The organism is Hymenobacter terrenus, from assembly GCF_000972495.1.
Taxonomy (GTDB): Bacteria; Bacteroidota; Bacteroidia; order Cytophagales; family Hymenobacteraceae; genus Hymenobacter; species Hymenobacter terrenus.
Genome location: NZ_LATM01000054.1, coordinates 1 through 16,200, shown reverse-complemented (window position 1 = coordinate 16,200; position 16,200 = coordinate 1). Strand labels below are relative to the sequence as shown.

Genomic DNA, 16,200 nt, shown 5'->3' with positions numbered 1-16,200 from the left:
CTTTTTTCCAGGATCGGACAACGGTCAACTTATTTCAGGACGAGACAATGCACAACGTCCGCATTAAAATTTTCATTGATCATTATAACCTCATACTAAATCAGACCACCGCCAAAATTTAATTGTTGCCCTACGGCTAGTGTGATTCCAACTACTAGGAGTTCTCCTACCCCATCCAAAGCGCCAACCTCCCCGCTCGAAGCGTTGCCCACAACGGCCGAAGCGGCAATTGATAGCTCATTCGCGGTTTGGGGCGGAGTAGAGGGTATTTGCCGGCTTGCGGTGGAGCCGACGCGGCCGGGAGAACCTGATGGGACCGGTACGCCGGCACCATGCCGCTCTTACTCCACCAGTAGCCGCCCAGTGGCCGGGCCACAGCGTACGAAGTAACAGCCCCGAGTCAGGCCAGCCAGCTCGAGCGTAGCGGAGGTGGCGCGGGCCGGCAGCACGTGGCGGTGCACCAGCCGCCCCACCCCGTCAAAGACCAGCAGCGGGCGGGCCGCGGCGGCAGCTGGCAGCGTAAGCGTGGCCGCGGTGTGGGCCGGATTGGGCGTGAAGCTGACCTGCGCAGCGGCCACGCGCCCCTGCGTGGCGAGCGGCGCCGCGCTCCTCAACTGGGCCACGAAGGCGGTGGGATAGGAAAGGCCGCTGGGAGCAGCGGCGCCGGTGGAGGGCAGGGTGAAGCTGCCAAACTGGGCCGCGGCAGTCGATCCGGCCACTGGAGAGCTAAAATTGCCGGCTACCGTGATATTCCCGGCCGCATCGAGGCCGATGCCGCCCAGCAAATAGCGTACGTCGCCCCCCTGGGCCGTGGCTTGCGTCCAGGTGCCGGCGGCGTTCAGTTTTGCCACGTACAGCCCTCTGCTCACGGCTGCCCCACTGGGAATAGTAAGGGCAAATGGGCCTAACTGCAACGATGTTCTAAAATCGCCGGTCACGGCCACGTTTCCGCCCGCGTCCAACGCTAAGGCGTTAATTCCCGTGTCGCGGTCGCTGCTACCTAACCCGGCCGCCACGGCTTGGGTCCAGGTGCCGGCCGCGTTCAGCCGGGCCACGAACACGTCGCTTGTTTGGCCGCTGGGGTCAGCGTTGGTGAGCGTGGTGGCGCCGAAAGCGGCCGAGGCCCCCCTAAAGGTGCCGGCCACCACGGCCCCGCCAGCCGCGTCCAGGGCCAGGGCGCTGGGTGTGTCATTGCCGAGGCTTCCGCCGGCCGTGGCCTGGGTCCAGGTGCCGGTGGGGCTCAGCCGGGCCACGAACACGTCCCGCGTGCTGCCGCTGGGGTCGGTGTTGGTGAGCGTAAACGGGCCCAACTGGAGAGTGGCACTGCCAAAAGAGCCCACCACGGTCACGTTACCGGCCCCGTCCACGGCCGTGGCTTGAACGGTGGAGATGCTGGGGTCGGGGCCAGCAGGAGCCGTAACCCACTGCCAAGTTTGGGCGTGCAGCGCGCCCGGCCCGGCCAGGGCGGTGAGCAAGAGCAAGAGCCGGAGGCGTTCGGTAAAAACATTCATGAGCTAGAAGACTGGATAATGAAGCGAAATGGAAACCTAACGAGCGCGAATGGCTGCTTACCCCAGCATAGGCGGGCAGTCGGCGAAAGTATAATCATGGCCTTGGTTAAACGGTTGGTACGGAGGGTACATCAGTTCAATTATTGGTCTGATAAGCAGCCATAAGGCGCAAAAACGAGGATTTTTAGGTACTACCCACTCGATGCTTCCTACTAGCCGCTACCACCGCCACAGACGGTATCCGACTCCTAGCCGCAAGCAAAGGATCCTACGGGATCTTTTTGCGGCTTTCCGGTATCCTGATTCAATGGTGCGGGCCAGCCATGTAACTGTTGGACTCAACTTTTAACCAAGGCCAAGGATAGGCCCGGCACCGGGGCGGGTCCGGCCTCCCCGGTGCCGGGCCACAGCCGGGAGGTGAAGCGATTGAAGTGGAAGCGGCATCATGAGCGGTCGGAAATGGATTTAGAAGCCCACAACCACGTTCACGCCCACTTGCCCGCTGCGGAAGGTGGTGTCGCCCAGCCCGTCGACGGTGCCGGAACGGGAAGCCGATTCAAACTCCGTTTCCAAGCCCAGGCTAAAACCTTTAAGCGGCACGGTGTAGCCGATTCCGCCCATCAGGGAGGTGCCCAGCGCGTACTGGTGGCGATAGAAGTTGGCTTCCTCGTCGAAGCGCTTGGTGGTGAGCTGGCCGAAGCCCGCGCTGCCCCGCACGTAGAGGCCACGCCCGAACTCGCGGCTGAGCACGTAGTACTTGGCGGCCAGGGCCAGGTTGTAGTAGTTGAAGATGTAGTCGTCGCCGAAGTCGCCCGCGACCGGGGCGCCGAACGAGCCGGAGATGCGCGAGCCCACGCCCAGCCCGNCCGAACGAGCCGGAGATGCGCGAGCCCACGCCCAGCCCGCGCCACTTCTCGGGTGCCACGTAGAAGCCGGCCAGGATGTTGTTGCCGGTGCCGGCCTTGGCGCTGCCCCCCAGGGCTTGGGTGAGCTTGGCGCGGGTGTTGCCGAAGTACAGAGTTTTGTTGATGCCGAGGCCAACTTCGGCGTACACGGGCCGCTTGGTATCGGCCTTTTGGGCAATGGCGGTGGCGGCGTGGCCCAGCAGAGCGATGGCGGTCAGGACGGTGGAAAACAGGTTTTTCATGGGTTTGGCGAAATGGAGTTGGTGAGATAAAGATTCGGGTCGAAGGTTTCTTGCGGGTCGAAGTCAACCGATAGGTCGAATGCAACGTCGAGCAGTTCGGGCAAGGCGAAGGCATCTAGTAAGACAAAGAGAATGTCAACCAGCGCCAGCGCACTTGCTGCCCAGAAAGAGGGGCGGTTTTTCATAACAAAGACTGATTTTATCTGGGGGTATTACTGATACTGACTACCGCTCGCGAAGGCAAGGCGCGCGGGAGGTACGGAAGTGACTGCCACAACCTATCGCCGCCGGGGCAGGTCCAGGGTGTACCCCACACTCAGGTTTAGAACCACCGGCGAGAAGCCGATGCCGGGGTCAAGCGTTTTGATCTCCGCTGGCTTCTCCAGGTTCTTATTCTGGTACGCGAATTTGTCGTTTGAAAAAGAAGATCGGACCGTTGGCCAATACCGGATACTAGGCGCCAGCGTCAGCCCTCTCAGAATACCACCTTGCTTCTTGAATGGCTGAATGCGCCCATACAGGCCCAGCCCCAGACTAAAAGTGGTGTTAGAGGTAATCTGGGTGGCGGCGCTCCGGGTATCTCCGTCGTAGTAATACTCAAACTTGTGCCACTTGGGCTCCACTCGCAGATTAACCCACTCCCGCAACCGATAACCTACCCCAAAACCAGTCGTCCAGGGCATGTGTACCACTACCCCTTGGCTTTTCAACTCATCGGTCACCACGTCCCGATTGAAGTCAAGGGAAGTACCGTGAGAATAGTCGAATAGAAAGCGGTTATGAATGTAATTACCTTCTATATTGAACCCAGAGACCAGCAAGGGTTGCGATAATCCAAAAAGCACGGCGGCACTTCGCTCTTGTTTCCAATCGGCTACCTGCGCGTTGGCTAGTTGAGCCGTGAGTAATGAAAGGCCAAGGGAATGAACAAACGCTTTCAGGATGCAGCCTTTGGAGAATGACTGCATCGTGGCCGGGAGGTGTTGCCCAGAAAAGCGCATTCTTACCGGGGGCATTTGAGTAAGGCTACGAGCAGGGTAAAAGGAGAGGTGCTTTTTCATGGTTTTGCAAAGGATGGGTGATAATGAGATGGGTCCGACCGTCGGACCCGTACCAATTCGTTTGCAACTGCCGTTCCAGGGTGCTGGACACGTTCACAATCCCTCAAAAAGCGGCCAGCAACGTTAAAAAGCCGGTAAATACTCTTTTTAGCGGTTAGCCTAGTATCTTGAAACCCACGAAGTATTCGTAGTTTTGGAGTAGTTACGTTCCGAAAACTTCGGCGCGGATGCCACGGGCAATAATTCATTGCCTGCTCTGTGACCTGGCGGCAAGCCGGCTGGCTGACCCAGGCAATTCTTTCTGCAGAATGCTTCCTAACGACATTGGGCCCCTGTTAGCCATTAGCACCGCCATTGCCACCGTGCGCGATAAGCATGTGTTGCTAGCGATGATTTTCGAAAAGCTTAAACCGGCTTTCGGCTTTGACGACGCCGTACTCGTGCTTTATGACGAGGAGTTAGCCCATACACAGCATCTGCACACCCATACCCGTCACGAGCACAAGGAGTATGAACGAATCATGGCCGCCCCCGTGCCCATCGCTGGCAATCCATACGGCGAGTTTCGATTCTATACCGAACCGCGTGTCGTGAGCCTGGCTTACCTACGGGAGCACTACCCGCGCCATCCAGGTATCGCCCTGATGCAGGCGCTGCGGCTGGTAGAGTGCGTGGTTATACCCTTGCGCTATGGGGGGCAACTGCTGGGCGTACTAGAACTTCATAGTTATCAGGCAGGACATTTCAGGCCGGAGCAATTCTCGGTTTTCGAGGTGTTGTCTCATCAGGTTTCCGTGGCCATTGCCAACATCCTGGCCCACGAGGCCTTGCTGGCTCGCGAGCGACGGACGGCGCGCCAGGTCGCCCTGATCAACGAGCTAACCCAAGGTGCCACCTGGCCCGAGCGTCTGTTGGGCTTCATCCGTAGCCAGCGGGAGTTCTTGCCCATCGACCACTTGTATTTCTTCCTCCACCTCGACGGGGTAGTTCGCGAGGAGCATGCCTACTACCGTATCGGCTCGGATGAGTACCAGCGGTTGGATGAAGCCGCGTTCTGCCGAATGGCCAATGTCACACCGGCTCAGTACCGCTCCCTCCGGCAGGAGTTGGATTCAGCTACTCCCATAGCCCAAGTACTCACGGGTGACGACTACGGGGAGTACCAGCGGCAGCATCCGCTACAGCGGACGATTGGCCGTATGTTTGGCCTGCGGGCGACCCTGATGCTGCCGCTGCCGCTCTCCACCACCCGCAGCCTGCTGCTCGCGGTGGCCAGCAAGGATGCCCATGCCTACACGCAGGCGCACCTCACCGAGCTGCAAGTGCTGCTATCGGCCGTGAGCCCAACCATCGAAAAGCTGCTGGCTTACGAGGAAGTGCAGGCTCTCAAAGACCAATTGCAGCAGCAGAGAGCCTATCTGATGGAGGAAGTGCAAAGCCAGCACAACTTCGCTGAAATCATTGGCGAGAGCCCTGCGCTACAGCAGGTGCTACGAGCCATCGAGCAAGTGGCCAGCACCGCCACTACCGTATTGATTGAGGGCGAGACAGGCACGGGCAAGGAACTCATCGCGCGGGCCGTGCACCACCTCTCGCCCCGGCGCACGCAGCCGCTTATTAAAGTCAACTGTGCCGCCCTGCCCCCCCAACTCATCGAGTCGGAGTTATTCGGACACGAGCGCGGCGCCTTCACCGGGGCGTTGGACCGACGCGTTGGGAAGTTCGAGTTAGCGCACCAGGGCACCTTGTTCTTGGACGAAATCGGGGAATTACCACTCGAGCTACAGCCGAAACTGCTGCGGGCGTTGCAGGAGCGCGAAATCGAGCGGCTGGGTGGCCACGAGGTCATTCATACGGATGTACGCGTGGTGGTAGCCACTAACCGTGACCTGCGGCAAGAGGTCGCGGCCGGCCGTTTTCGGGCCGACCTGTACTACCGGCTAAGCGTATTTCCCATCCGGGTGCCGGCCTTGCGGGAGCGTCGGGAAGACATTTTGCCCTTGGCGCAGGCATTCATCAGCCGGTTCAGCCAAAAGCTAGGTAAGGCGGTCCAGCGCCTGTCGGCTGAGTCCTTGCAACTAGCCCTGCGCCACGACTGGCCCGGTAACATTCGCGAGCTGCAGAACGTGTTGGAACATGCTGTTATCACGTCGTCGGGACCAATAGTAGATTGCCAACGGTACTTTCTCGATGAGCAGGCCGTTGCTTCGCCAGTTGCCCTATTGCCAGCTGGTTGGCCCGTCGACGTCAACGATTTAACCCTAGGGAAGCTTGACGCCTTGAAGGAAGACCTGGAACGGCGCTTTCTGCTTCAGGTGCTGCAGCGGTCCAATGGTCGGGTCCGGGGCGCGGGTGGTGCCGCGGAAGCCCTGAACACCCCACCTACCACGCTGGAATCGCGCATCAGAAAACTTGGTATCGGCTTAGTGCGGGCACAAGTAAAGTAGCGTCAGTTTAGAGCGTGTTTGGAAATTACGCGGCTGTTGCTCGTCGTAGGGTCATGGTCAGGTTGGCAACGGCCAGCCACGCGGCGTGGCTGGCCGTTGTGCGCTTATAATCCATGGTCAACCGACGAAAGCAGTTAAGCCACGCAAACGTGCGCTCGACCACCCATCGTTTGGCCACGGGCACGAAGCCCCGGGCCACGCTGGGTGGGCGGCTCGCTACGGGATGCTGCCAGCCCAGGGCCTGAACGTGCCGGGCAAACTGGCCACGGTAAGCGCGGTCCGTGAGCACGGTCCGTAACCGGCTGGCTCAGGCCGGGCGAAGCTGGTCGCACCGGGGCAACAGCGGGTGAGCCCCGCGGCTGTCGTGCCCGCTGGCCGCGTGCACCGCCACTTGCCAGATACGTCCACCCGTCTCGCACAGCACTTGGCGCTTGCGCCCGTTCACCCGTTTAGGGGTACCTGTAACAACGGGGCGAAAAATGACGCTAAGACACGGGCTTGTCTGCTGGGCCCGGTTGCCGGAGCGGCCGTAGTCCGTGGCCAGCCCGGCTTTCCTGGTCGGGGAAGGTGTACTTGGAGAGCATCAAAAAGTGTGGGGCACCTCCATGTCGGGTTGAGCAGCTGGCCGAATTATCTCCGTTCAGGCCGACCAAACAGTTGAGGTGCCCCACACTTTTTGATGCTCTCCTTACAGCCGGTTCCAGACGGTCCCGCCAAATTCCTCGAAGCGGATGAGCCCGTCGGCTTTGGTAAAGAACACCCGCTTCACCGACGTGGGACGAGGGACTTGGGGCGGGAGGGGAGCGTAAGCGCTTTGCAGGACGGCGGGGTAGGTCCGATCAGTAAACGTGGCGGGCAGTAGGGGCAACTGGCCCTCTTCTGCCCGGGCAATCGGCAACCAGAAGCGGCTGCTGCCTAGGAACGCTACGGCGTCCAACGGCGCGTTGTCTGCTGCGTTGGCCGGCGTCAGTTGAAAGCGCACTGTTCGCTCCAGGACATAGCCCACGGAATCCGTGCGCTCTAACTCGGCGATGAAAGATTCGTTGAAATAGGTAAAGCAGGGCGTGCTTTTTCCGCCGCCAGCGCCCTCGGAGACGGTCTGGGCGCGGGTGATGCGATAGGGGCGAACGTATCCGTTAGCGTTGCCAAAGCGCCAGACGTTGTCTTTGCCAAACGGCTTGGTCCATGCTTGCTGTCCTGGCGTGAGGGTATAGACCGGCGCATCAGTGGTATCGCACAGCTTTTTGCAAGTGGTTAGCAGACCCAGGGGGACTACGAGCAAGAAGCAATAGCGGCTAATCGGGGGAATGAGCATCAAGCAGCAGGCAAAAAGAGAAAAGGAGCTTTTGTGTGGTGGGTAAGCACCGATGGCCTCGGGTAAAAGGTTGATCCAAAAGGCGAGCCAGAAGGTGCGCGAGTGGCTTGCGAAGGATGGTAGCTACACGTTGAAATCGAGGTTTGTGTTGCAAAAAGGCTGTTTTCAAGCGTTTTCGGCCGTTTTTCAAGTGCCTGCATGAGCCAAATGCGACTTTTGACCAACCTTTTAACCAAGGCCGGCTTTCTGGCCTGGCCTGGAAAGGGATTCCCGTCATTTAGCCCCTCGCTGTTAGAAGAAGCCTTTTCGCCTCGCAGTACTCAGGGGCCCTACCCAGACCAGACATAAGCAAAAGGCCCCCTGGCACTGCCAGGGGGCCTTTTTTGCGTATGCAACTGCGAGGGGTCATTGAATCTGGAGGCGACGGGCGAACTGTTGCCCGTCGGCGGTCTGGCAGCGGATCAGGTACATGCCCGCCGCCAGGGGCAGGGCCACCGTGCGCTGGTTAGCCGCGGTGCCGCTGAGCAGCCACTGGACCTGGGCGCTGGTGCGTCCGACGGCATCGAGGACCTGCACGGTAGCCAGGCCAGCCACCTGGGGCAGGTGCAGCGTGAGCGTGCTGCCGCTGGCCAGCGGGTTGGGGAAGGCCTGCAGGGCGGGCGAGTCCCCTGGGGAACGCGTCGCCGTCAGCGTCGGGTTCGCATCGACCCGCACGTTGGTCAGGAACAGGTTATTGCCAAACTGATTGAAGGCCACGAAGCGCAGGTAGACCTGCTGATTGACGTAGGGCGTCAAATCGACATCTTCCTGCCGCCACTGCGTCGCGGCGGTCGGAATAAAGGGCTCGTCGCTAGGGGTGGTCGTGGGCAGGCCCGTGGTCGCGGACTTCAGATAGGCGCGCCCCAGGCGGGCATTCGTGCAGGCGGCGAACACCTCCACCGCCAGCGAGTCATTCCCGCTGGCAGCATCGACGATGGGGGCATACGCTAAATCAAAACGCAGCGTGGCCCGGGTCTGGCCCCATAGATCGAGCAGCGGCGATTGTAACGAGTCGCGCTGGCCGACGCTCGTGTAAGCGACGAAGGGCATCGCCACGGCTGGGCCGGGTGTGCCGTCTTTGCGCACCACGTCGGGAAGATAGGTCCAGGTAAGATCCGTATCAGGATTGACGATGGCCCAGGGGGCGGGTAAGCTGGTCGCGAACGTCTCGGCGTAGGGCAGGGCCGCCCCGGCCTGGATCAGGATATTCTGCGTCTGGGTGGTCGCGCCGTTGGCAGTGGTGGCCGTCAGCGTCACGGCATAGGTGCCCGCAGCGGCAAAGCTGACCGTCGGGTTGGCGGCGGTGCTGGTGGCCGGGGAGCCCCCGGCAAACGTCCAGGCATAGGTGGTCGCGCACCCGGTGCCGGTGGACTGGTTGGTAAACGAGACGGCCGTTCCCGGGCACAAGGGCGTGCGGGATCTGAAGCTGAAGCGGGCCTGGGGTATTTCGCTCGACACCACGACCGCGCCCGCCACGGTGCGGGTCGCGCTGCCACTCGCGGTCGTAATGGTAAGCGTGACGTCATAGCTACCGGCCGTGGCGTAGGTGACGACCGGGCGGGCGTCGGTGCTGGTAGCGGGGCTGCCGCCGGGAAAGCTCCAGCTGTAGGCCGTGGGCGCGCCAAAGAGCGTCGTGCTTTCGAACTGCACACTGGTGCCCGGGCAGAGTGGCGCAACGGCGGAGGTGGCGAATAACGCCACGGGGGCCTGGTCGGCCACGGGGCCGGTGACGGTCACGTCGTCGAAGGCCCGCCCGCCGCGCTGGGCGGGGTTCGCCGCATCCACCCGGAAGCGGCCGGCGCGTTGAAAGCGCAGGCGCACATCAGGGCCTAGCGTGAGGCCGTTGGCCAGAGCAAAGGCGCTCAGGTCGACAGTGGCCGTCTGGTAACTGGTGGTCGAGGTAGTACCGGTCAGGTCCACGAGCCGGTACCAAGTGGTGCCGTCCACGCTCAGGGCCACGCCATCCGTGTCGCTGGGGCCGGTGAAGGTCGTGGGCATGGGCTGGTCGTCTTCGTTGGCAAATTTCTTGTGCCGGAAGGTCAGGGTCCAGCCGCCGGGGGGGGCGGCCGTCAGGTTCAGGTGCAGCGTCGCTTCGCTGGTGCCGACGCCGGAAGGCCTGTAGGGGAAGAAGCCATCCTGGATAAGGTGGCCGGCAGCCGAGGCGGGCCCGAAGTCGCTGCGTACCAAAGAGCGGGCGCCCTGGCGGTCGGTGAGTTCCCAGGCCCGGGCCAGGCCGGGGGGACCATCAAAGGTCTCAATCAAAGGCCCGGCTACGGGCGTGGCCGGGCCGAAGATGGCGTCATAGGCATTGATGAGACCGGCCCCGGTCAGATTATCGAAGCCGGGGCTAGCTATGTCCCGGGCCGTATTCTGCAAGCGGGTGCGGAGCTGGACCGGAGTCAGGCCGGGCTGGGCCTGCCAGAGCAGCGCCGCGACGGCCGCCGCGTTGGGGGCGGAAGCCGACGTGCCAAAGAACAGATACCCATCCTGCGGGTCGGGTGCGGCATTGCCAAAGAAAAACGTGGTGCTCACCCCATCAACGGCCGTCAGATCCGGCTTGGGGCGGGTGACGGGTACCGCCAGTGGGGAGCCGTCGGGGGCAAAGAGGATGATGGGTGATCCGAGCGAGGTGAAGAACTCGGGCACGAGCCGATCGAAGGAAGGCGTGGCCCCCACCGCCGTGGCATTCTCCGCAGCCGCCTGCCCCACAATGGTCCCGCTCCCGACGAAGTACTCCTGCTCCAGAATAGGACTATCTGAAATATACTTCAGCCGGGCCGGGTTGGACGTGCCGGGCCGGCGCCGAATCACTAGATCGAAGAGCTCAACGGCTGTGGTGTTGATGAAGACCAGGGTTTCAAGAGGGGTCTGATTGAGCAGGTTATTATTGACCGCGCGCGCTACCGTGTCGCCACTGGCAGTCAACAGATACGCATCCAGATCGGTCCGAACCCCGGTCGTGGTGTAAAAGGGGTCACTCCACTGCAGCGCAATACCAAAAGATTGGCCTTTGGGAAGGCGAAAACGTTGGCGCGTGTCCGCCGGGCTGCTAGCGGGGGCAAAGTTGAGGTCGGCGGACCCGCCGGTCGTGGGCAGAAACGAGGGGCTTCCATACTCCGACGATTGATTGGCAAAGTTGCCCGCTGATGTGTAGTACGCGACGCCTTGTCGGGTCACTTCTTCCACGGCCTGCGCAATTACGCCGTCCTGAAACATGGGCTCTTCGAGGTAGCTCACATCATCGACAATGATCTTGCAGTTGCCCCGGGCTGGGTTGGCCAGCGCCCGAATGTTATCGGCAAACTTGCCGGCCCCTCCACGAGCCGTGGCGAAAGACAAGGCAGCCCCTGGGGCGATGTCATGAATCAGCTGCAGCATGGCCCGGCCTTCATCAATACCCGTTGCCTCTTCAAGCACCTGCACATTGTTGGGCAGATCCCCCGAGGCGACATCGGCAGCAGCCCCCCCCAAGACATTATAGGAGTCGCTGAGTGCACCAATGCGGATGCCCCTGCCATCGTAGCCGGTGGGCAGGGCGCCCCGCACCCGGTTGGCCTCCAATAAGAAGTCGGCTTGGTTTTGAACCTTGCCGACTTGGGTCTCGGGCTGTAACACGGGTAGGACCCCAAGCAACCCGTGCTGGGCCAGCGCGCTAATGCCTGCCCTTTCGGGGGCCAGCTGCGCAATGGGCAAGTAGCCTTCCACAAAGTGTAGTTTGGGAAACGAGCTGACTACCTGGAAGCCCCGGGCACGCAGGTGGGGCAGCAGCGCGTTCACCTCCTTAGCCGTAATGCGCACCAGGGCAGCGGGCGCGCTGGCGGCCGTGCCTCGCTGAGCCGCGCCTTTGGGTTGCGAAGCGCCAAGGGTCAGCCCTGCGAACTCGGTCTGGAGCTGCTGGCCCGAGGACACCTGGCGGGCGCGCTGGTAGAGCTGCTGCAAGTCGCCGCCGATGCGCGAGGTGGGGTTGGCCCGAAAAGTTGGGTTGGGCACCGGCCACGAAGCGGCGGTCGTACGCACCGGAGGCGGCGACGGCGACGGGCGGCGTTGCGCCCGGGTGGAAACGGTGCTGAGTAGCGCCAGTCCCAGGAAATAAAGTGGTCTCATAGAGAGTGGTCTCATAGAAAAAAGGGGTGAAAAGAACGCTGGACAACCGGCGGCTGACGCCCTCCCCCGCGAAGTGGCGCTTTGCGGGCCAGGCGCGGGCCGCTCCTGCGCGGGGAGGGCGTCAGCCGCCGGTTGTCCAGCGACAAAGAACGCGGCAGCTCAACTCGCCCACGGACCGATTTAACCAACCCGGCCCATTCGTCCACGAATCCCGCCCTTTTCTGGACCAACGCCATTGCGGCCGACAATCCGCCGGTTGGTCCAAAAAGGCCCCGCGCACGGGGCGAATGCGGGCGCCCGTGCTTTACTTCGACGCGGGCTGGCCGTCAGCCGCCCCCCCGCTATGAATAAGAAAGCACTGCTCATCCGTATCGGCCTCAACCTGGCCGTCTGGTTGATCCCCATCACCTGGTTCGCCTACCAGGGGGCGAGCGCGAAGCGCTATTCGTTTGCGGCTTACGTTGTCGTCCTCTCTGTCATCAGCCTGATCTTCGCGCCCCTGGTCTATGTCAATAGCCTGCTGCTCATTCCCCGGTTGCTCAAAAAGCACCGCTACTGGCCGTACGCGCTGGCGCTCTCCGCCGGGGCGTTCCTCTACCTGTTTATCGCGGATCACCTGCTCGGTCTCTTAAGTAGCCATTCGGATGGGTTAGTCGTGATGACGAAGCCCGTTCGACCAGCCGAGAGCCTGCCCTCCTTACTATTCATCCTCACGATTTGTACGGTCGTGAAACTGGCGTACGACTGGTTCAGTCAGCAACGGCAGGTCCAACAGTTGCAAACCCAGCAGCTGCGCGCCGAGCTGCGCTTGCTGCATCAGCAGCTCAGCCCGCACTTTCTCTTCAATACTCTCAACAACCTCTACGGCATGACCCTGCAGAAATCGGACCTCTCGCCGGTGATCGTGCTCAAGCTGTCGCAGATTATGCAGTATGTCGTCTACGAAGCCACCCAGGACTGGGTCCTGCTCCAGCAGGAGCTCGACTATATTACCAACTACCTGGACCTGCAGCGCATTCGCTTACCCCAGCCCGCCCGGGTGCAGGTGGCAGCCGAAGCGACCGGCGGGGCGCTGGCAATTGCGCCCATGCTGTTGATCATCCTGGTTGAAAACGCGTTCAAGCACGGCCTGGAGCAGCCCACCTCCGGGGCTTTCGTGCGCGTAGCCAGTCGCCTCCGCGGCGATACCCTCCACTTTACCGTCGTCAACTCGGTTGGGGGGCCGCCGGCCGGGGCGCCCCCGCCGGGGGTGGGGCTGGCCAATCTGCGCCAGCGCCTGGCCTTGCTCTACCCCCAGCGCCATACCTTCGCGATTACGGCGGAGGCGTCCGTGTTCACCGCCCGGCTTTCCCTGCAACTCCATGCCCTACCAGTGCCTGATCGTCGATGACGAGCCGTGGGCTCACCAAGTCATCGAGAGTTACCTGCTGCACCTGCCGGACTTTGTCGTGGTGGCCAACTGCTACACCGTCGCCGAGGCGCTGCACGTCCTGCACCGGCAGGCGGTTGACCTGCTGTTTCTGGACATCAAACTGCCCCACGTGTCAGGCTTGAGCTTGCTGCAGAGCTTGCCGACCCGGCCCCCCACCATCCTCACCACGGCGTTTCGCGACTATGCATGGCAGGGGTTCGAGTTGGATGTCTGCGATTATTTGCTCAAGCCCTACAGCTTGGAGCGGTTTCTGCGCGCCCTCAACAAAGCCACCGCTCAGCTTCCCCCCCCCGGGCCGGGCCCCCGCGCGCCAGCCCCCACCGAAGAAGCCACGACCCTGTTGGTGAAGGCGGACGGCAAGACCCACAAGCTCGAGCTGCCGGAGATTCTGTACGTGGAAAGCTTGGGGAGTTACGTCAGGATTCATCTGCCCCAGCAGCGGTTGGTATGTTTGGAGTCGATGAAGAGCCTGGAACGCCGGTTGCCGGCTCCTCGGTTCACGCGGATTCACCGCTCGTATCTGGTGGCCCTTGCCCACATTCAGTCGGTGGATAGCCGTCACGTCTTCATTGGCCCGACGGCCTTACCGGTTGGCGAGAGCTACAAGCGCAACCTGGCCCAGTGGTACTCCTCCCATAAGCGCGTCGCCGGCTAAGACGGGAGTCGACTCCCGGGGGCGCTAGACGGCTGCGACCGTCGGCCCGCCCAGAGGTGCCCGCGGCCGGACGGTTTCACGCGTGTGCAGGGGAGTCCTGCAGGGGGATCGTTCTGAAGCGCATCTTCTGCGGGGGCTTCGGTTGGTAGTGGGGGGCTTCTAGGTTGAAATCAACGCGGAGAACCGTCCGTTGCTATTGCGACCTTTTTGGGGACACGCAGGACAGCGGTCGGTGGGGTTGCCGCATTCGTGCAGGAGAGGCTATATGTCGGCTATCATCGCAGCTTAGCCCGTAGGGCGTGCTCGCTTTCGCGGTCGGTCCTCTTCGCCACGCTGCGGATAGAGATGAGCCCGACGCTAGTGCGGAATCGATGCCTTCGAGCCCGTCCACTTCGCGCGCCCGCGCTTTCCGAGGGGTCGTGGCCCGCTGGATACAGAACGTCCCATTTCATGAGGCTCGCTCACTGGGCATTCTGGCAGAGGACCCGCTTGGGCCGGGTGATAGGCGGCGTCGTAGGCCCGGTCGTTTTTCCAGAGTGCGTAGCATAACAAGAGCAATTTGCGCATCACCGGCCTCAGTTAAAAGTTTGGTACAAAGGTTAATCGGAGAACTTGTTAGCAGCCTTTTTTTGCCCGGACGTAGACACTACCAGAGCATTCTCACAGCAGAGAACTTGTATTGAGCGCATTCAGGTGACTATTTACGAGGTCGAAGTACAGTTTTCGCATCGCCCGGGCAAGGTTAATTGTACTTTGATTGCTGAACAAGTTATCTGTACCAAATCGGTCTGTTTTCTGCCCGATTCGCCAGATGCTGAGTACTCAGCCAAGTTGTACAGTTATAGGGAGGTTTCACTGAACAAACCTCCATGACAACCCCTGAATGCGGGATTGTAGCGGGTAGGCACCACGTTGGGAAGCGACTCGCTTAACTTCTGGACCAAACGTTTAACCGAGGCCACACCTTTTGGTGCTCTCCACTATATCGTTCATGAAGCAGGAATAAAACCTCTCACGACATATGGCTTTCTCTCTCTATAGTTTGGCTTTTTCTTACTTGCATAAATGAATTTTAATGCGATATGCGGAGCTTTCTTTGTAACCCACTGCTTGAAGTAAAGCCCATTAGTCTCTTCAGCATTGATTTCTACGACATAAGTGTCATAGATTTTATCTTTAATTGGTACTTTGTCTTCTCCGATAACCTCTAATGAATAGTTGGCTATTGAACTCTCGTATTTTTGTGAGTATGGAAATTCAGAAACAAATGCTGCAAACTTTGATTTTAAACCCACTTTGAGAGGCAAACATGCTGTTAGGACGATAGATGCAGGGCCTTGTAAGTTATAGACATTGTCTTTAGTAAATAGTACTTTATTAATAGAATCAGTTGGTGATATGAACTTGATTTTAACCTTTCCTCTTTCACTATAGTCATAATAGACGGACCCATTGGTCATATGTTTGGCGAGCGGTCTCAGTGTGTTGAAGTCAAGCACGTCGTTATCATAATTTTTATCATTCTTCGAAGTAGGGTTTAACGGTGTATGGAACGCTCGAATAACCTTGTGGTTATTGATGGAGTCCGGCACTAGCACTAACAGATCATCTCCCCAGTAGATAAAAGTCTCTTTGAACTGAGAGGGGTTAATCAGTGAACCAATAGGCGTTGACCTTTCTTGCTGCTGAGCAACAAGAAGACAAGGCATTGTTATAAGCAAAGAAGCAAAGAGTCGTTTTACGCCAGCTTGAAATCCTTTTGCTTTTTCTAAAATCTGCATGTTGTCAAACTATTTTGTTCTGCTACAAACGTACAAGGCAAGCTGTTTCGCATGATTGGGTGTTGTTAAACAAATAGGGCAAAACCTCCGACTTAGCCGCGCAATGCCTGATTTCCCTTAGCAGCACTCTGGCTGCCAATGCATTATACAGCAAGGCGGCGAAGCTATAGCCTTAACGTTCGTTTTCGCTATTGTATTTCGATTGTCTTAAGGGGCGTATAAAAGCATCGTTTTTCGCTACTCTTACGACGCATTTATGCCTTATCGGTAGCATTCAAGCTGCTTGGCTGCCAAGTCGGAGGTTTTGCCCTATTTGTTTAACAACCCCCATGATTAAGGCTCGGATTCCCAATGGAATGATTCAGCAAAGCGAGGAGTGAGCATGGGTAGGTTTCCAGTTCCTATCAGAATTGACCGGTAACCCCACAGCGTTTAAGCGGCGTGTTGACCCGAATGTAGGCTTTCCCGTCAGGTGAGCCAGTGAAAGCAGTTGTTGATGAGTGTAATACGGTGCCTGATAGTCAATACTGGAATGCAGGCGCTCGTGAGTGTTAGTAGTCAAAATGCAGAGGCGAGCCTCAAAAAGGGTGGGGCAGATGGTCTAAATGGTTCTCGGTATTGGTTCCGCTTGAGGGGTAGCACAAGAGTTGGAACCGAAATTCCCGCTAAGGATATGCACTATGTTTACTATGCTAGTGGCCAGCGCTG

General features: G+C 59.7%; 11 protein-coding genes. 3 read left to right on the top strand and 8 right to left on the bottom strand.

Annotation, left to right across the window (positions count from 1 at the left end):
• Positions 1 to 341: 341 nt before the first annotated feature.
• From WX88_RS25625 to WX88_RS25610, 4 genes are all read right to left on the bottom strand, one after another.
• On the bottom strand, positions 342 to 1,511 hold the full coding sequence (locus WX88_RS25625) for a hypothetical protein (RefSeq protein ID WP_046247278.1): 1,170 nt from the start codon (positions 1,509 to 1,511) through the stop codon (positions 342 to 344).
• Between the two features lie 465 nt (positions 1,512 to 1,976).
• Positions 1,977 to 2,366: a hypothetical protein gene (locus tag WX88_RS30580; protein WP_156176449.1), complete on the bottom strand. Its 390-nt coding sequence runs from the start codon at positions 2,364 to 2,366 to the stop codon at positions 1,977 to 1,979.
• Positions 2,367 to 2,654: 288 nt separating this feature from the next.
• Positions 2,655 to 2,843 (bottom strand): hypothetical protein, encoded by a 189-nt coding sequence (locus WX88_RS25615; protein ID WP_046247277.1) that lies wholly within the window; start codon positions 2,841 to 2,843, stop codon positions 2,655 to 2,657.
• A 93-nt stretch (positions 2,844 to 2,936) separates the two neighbouring features.
• Positions 2,937 to 3,719 carry a hypothetical protein gene (locus tag WX88_RS25610; protein ID WP_046247276.1) on the bottom strand — a complete coding sequence of 261 codons (783 nt, stop codon included), beginning with the start codon at positions 3,717 to 3,719 and terminating at the stop codon, positions 2,937 to 2,939.
• Between the two features lie 308 nt (positions 3,720 to 4,027).
• Between WX88_RS25610 and WX88_RS25605 the strand changes: the two genes are divergently transcribed.
• On the top strand, positions 4,028 to 6,166 hold the full coding sequence (locus WX88_RS25605) for a sigma-54-dependent Fis family transcriptional regulator (protein ID WP_052733117.1): 2,139 nt from the start codon (positions 4,028 to 4,030) through the stop codon (positions 6,164 to 6,166).
• 25 nt (positions 6,167 to 6,191) lie between these two features.
• Here WX88_RS25605 and WX88_RS28370 read toward each other — a convergent pair whose 3' ends face one another.
• The 3 genes from WX88_RS28370 to WX88_RS28365 all read right to left on the bottom strand — a co-directional run bounded on the left by WX88_RS28370 (position 6,192) and on the right by WX88_RS28365 (position 11,639).
• Positions 6,192 to 6,455 carry a transposase gene (locus WX88_RS28370; protein WP_052733116.1) on the bottom strand — a complete coding sequence of 88 codons (264 nt, stop codon included), beginning with the start codon at positions 6,453 to 6,455 and terminating at the stop codon, positions 6,192 to 6,194.
• A gap of 399 nt (positions 6,456 to 6,854) precedes the next feature.
• Positions 6,855 to 7,448 (bottom strand): hypothetical protein, encoded by a 594-nt coding sequence (locus tag WX88_RS25595; protein ID WP_156176447.1) that lies wholly within the window; start codon positions 7,446 to 7,448, stop codon positions 6,855 to 6,857.
• 438 nt (positions 7,449 to 7,886) lie between these two features.
• Positions 7,887 to 11,639 carry a PKD domain-containing protein gene (locus WX88_RS28365; protein WP_082116310.1) on the bottom strand — a complete coding sequence of 1,251 codons (3,753 nt, stop codon included), beginning with the start codon at positions 11,637 to 11,639 and terminating at the stop codon, positions 7,887 to 7,889.
• A 328-nt stretch (positions 11,640 to 11,967) separates the two neighbouring features.
• Here WX88_RS28365 and WX88_RS28360 point away from each other — a divergent pair, with 328 nt between their 5' ends.
• Both WX88_RS28360 and WX88_RS25580 read left to right on the top strand, forming a co-directional pair.
• Positions 11,968 to 13,014 (top strand): sensor histidine kinase, encoded by a 1,047-nt coding sequence (locus WX88_RS28360; protein WP_052733114.1) that lies wholly within the window; start codon positions 11,968 to 11,970, stop codon positions 13,012 to 13,014.
• A complete protein-coding gene (locus tag WX88_RS25580) occupies positions 12,986 to 13,711 on the top strand; it encodes a LytR/AlgR family response regulator transcription factor (protein ID WP_046247274.1) in 726 nt (241 codons plus the stop codon). Before WX88_RS28360 ends, WX88_RS25580 begins: the two co-directional genes overlap by 29 nt.
• A 989-nt stretch (positions 13,712 to 14,700) precedes the next feature.
• Here WX88_RS25580 and WX88_RS25575 read toward each other — a convergent pair.
• The gene (locus tag WX88_RS25575) at positions 14,701 to 15,492 is read right to left on the bottom strand and encodes a hypothetical protein (RefSeq protein WP_156176446.1); all 792 of its coding nucleotides are present in this window, start codon (positions 15,490 to 15,492) and stop codon (positions 14,701 to 14,703) included.
• Between the last annotated feature and the right edge of the window lie 708 nt (positions 15,493 to 16,200).

What these genes read in the sequence shown, in the direction of transcription:
- WX88_RS25625 (WP_046247278.1), bottom strand. Translation starts at nt 1,511, where the DNA reads ATGAATGTTTTTACCGAACGCCTCCGGCTCTTGCTCTTGCTCACCGCC.
- WX88_RS25615 (WP_046247277.1), bottom strand. Translation starts at nt 2,843, where the DNA reads ATGAAAAACCGCCCCTCTTTCTGGGCAGCAAGTGCGCTGGCGCTGGTT.
- WX88_RS25610 (WP_046247276.1), bottom strand. Translation starts at nt 3,719, where the DNA reads ATGAAAAAGCACCTCTCCTTTTACCCTGCTCGTAGCCTTACTCAAATG.
- WX88_RS25605 (WP_052733117.1), top strand. Translation starts at nt 4,028, where the DNA reads ATGCTTCCTAACGACATTGGGCCCCTGTTAGCCATTAGCACCGCCATT.
- WX88_RS28365 (WP_082116310.1), bottom strand. Translation starts at nt 11,639, where the DNA reads ATGAGACCACTCTCTATGAGACCACTTTATTTCCTGGGACTGGCGCTA.
- WX88_RS28360 (WP_052733114.1), top strand. Translation starts at nt 11,968, where the DNA reads ATGAATAAGAAAGCACTGCTCATCCGTATCGGCCTCAACCTGGCCGTC.
- WX88_RS25580 (WP_046247274.1), top strand. Translation starts at nt 12,986, where the DNA reads ATGCCCTACCAGTGCCTGATCGTCGATGACGAGCCGTGGGCTCACCAA.
- WX88_RS25575 (WP_156176446.1), bottom strand. Translation starts at nt 15,492, where the DNA reads ATGCAGATTTTAGAAAAAGCAAAAGGATTTCAAGCTGGCGTAAAACGA.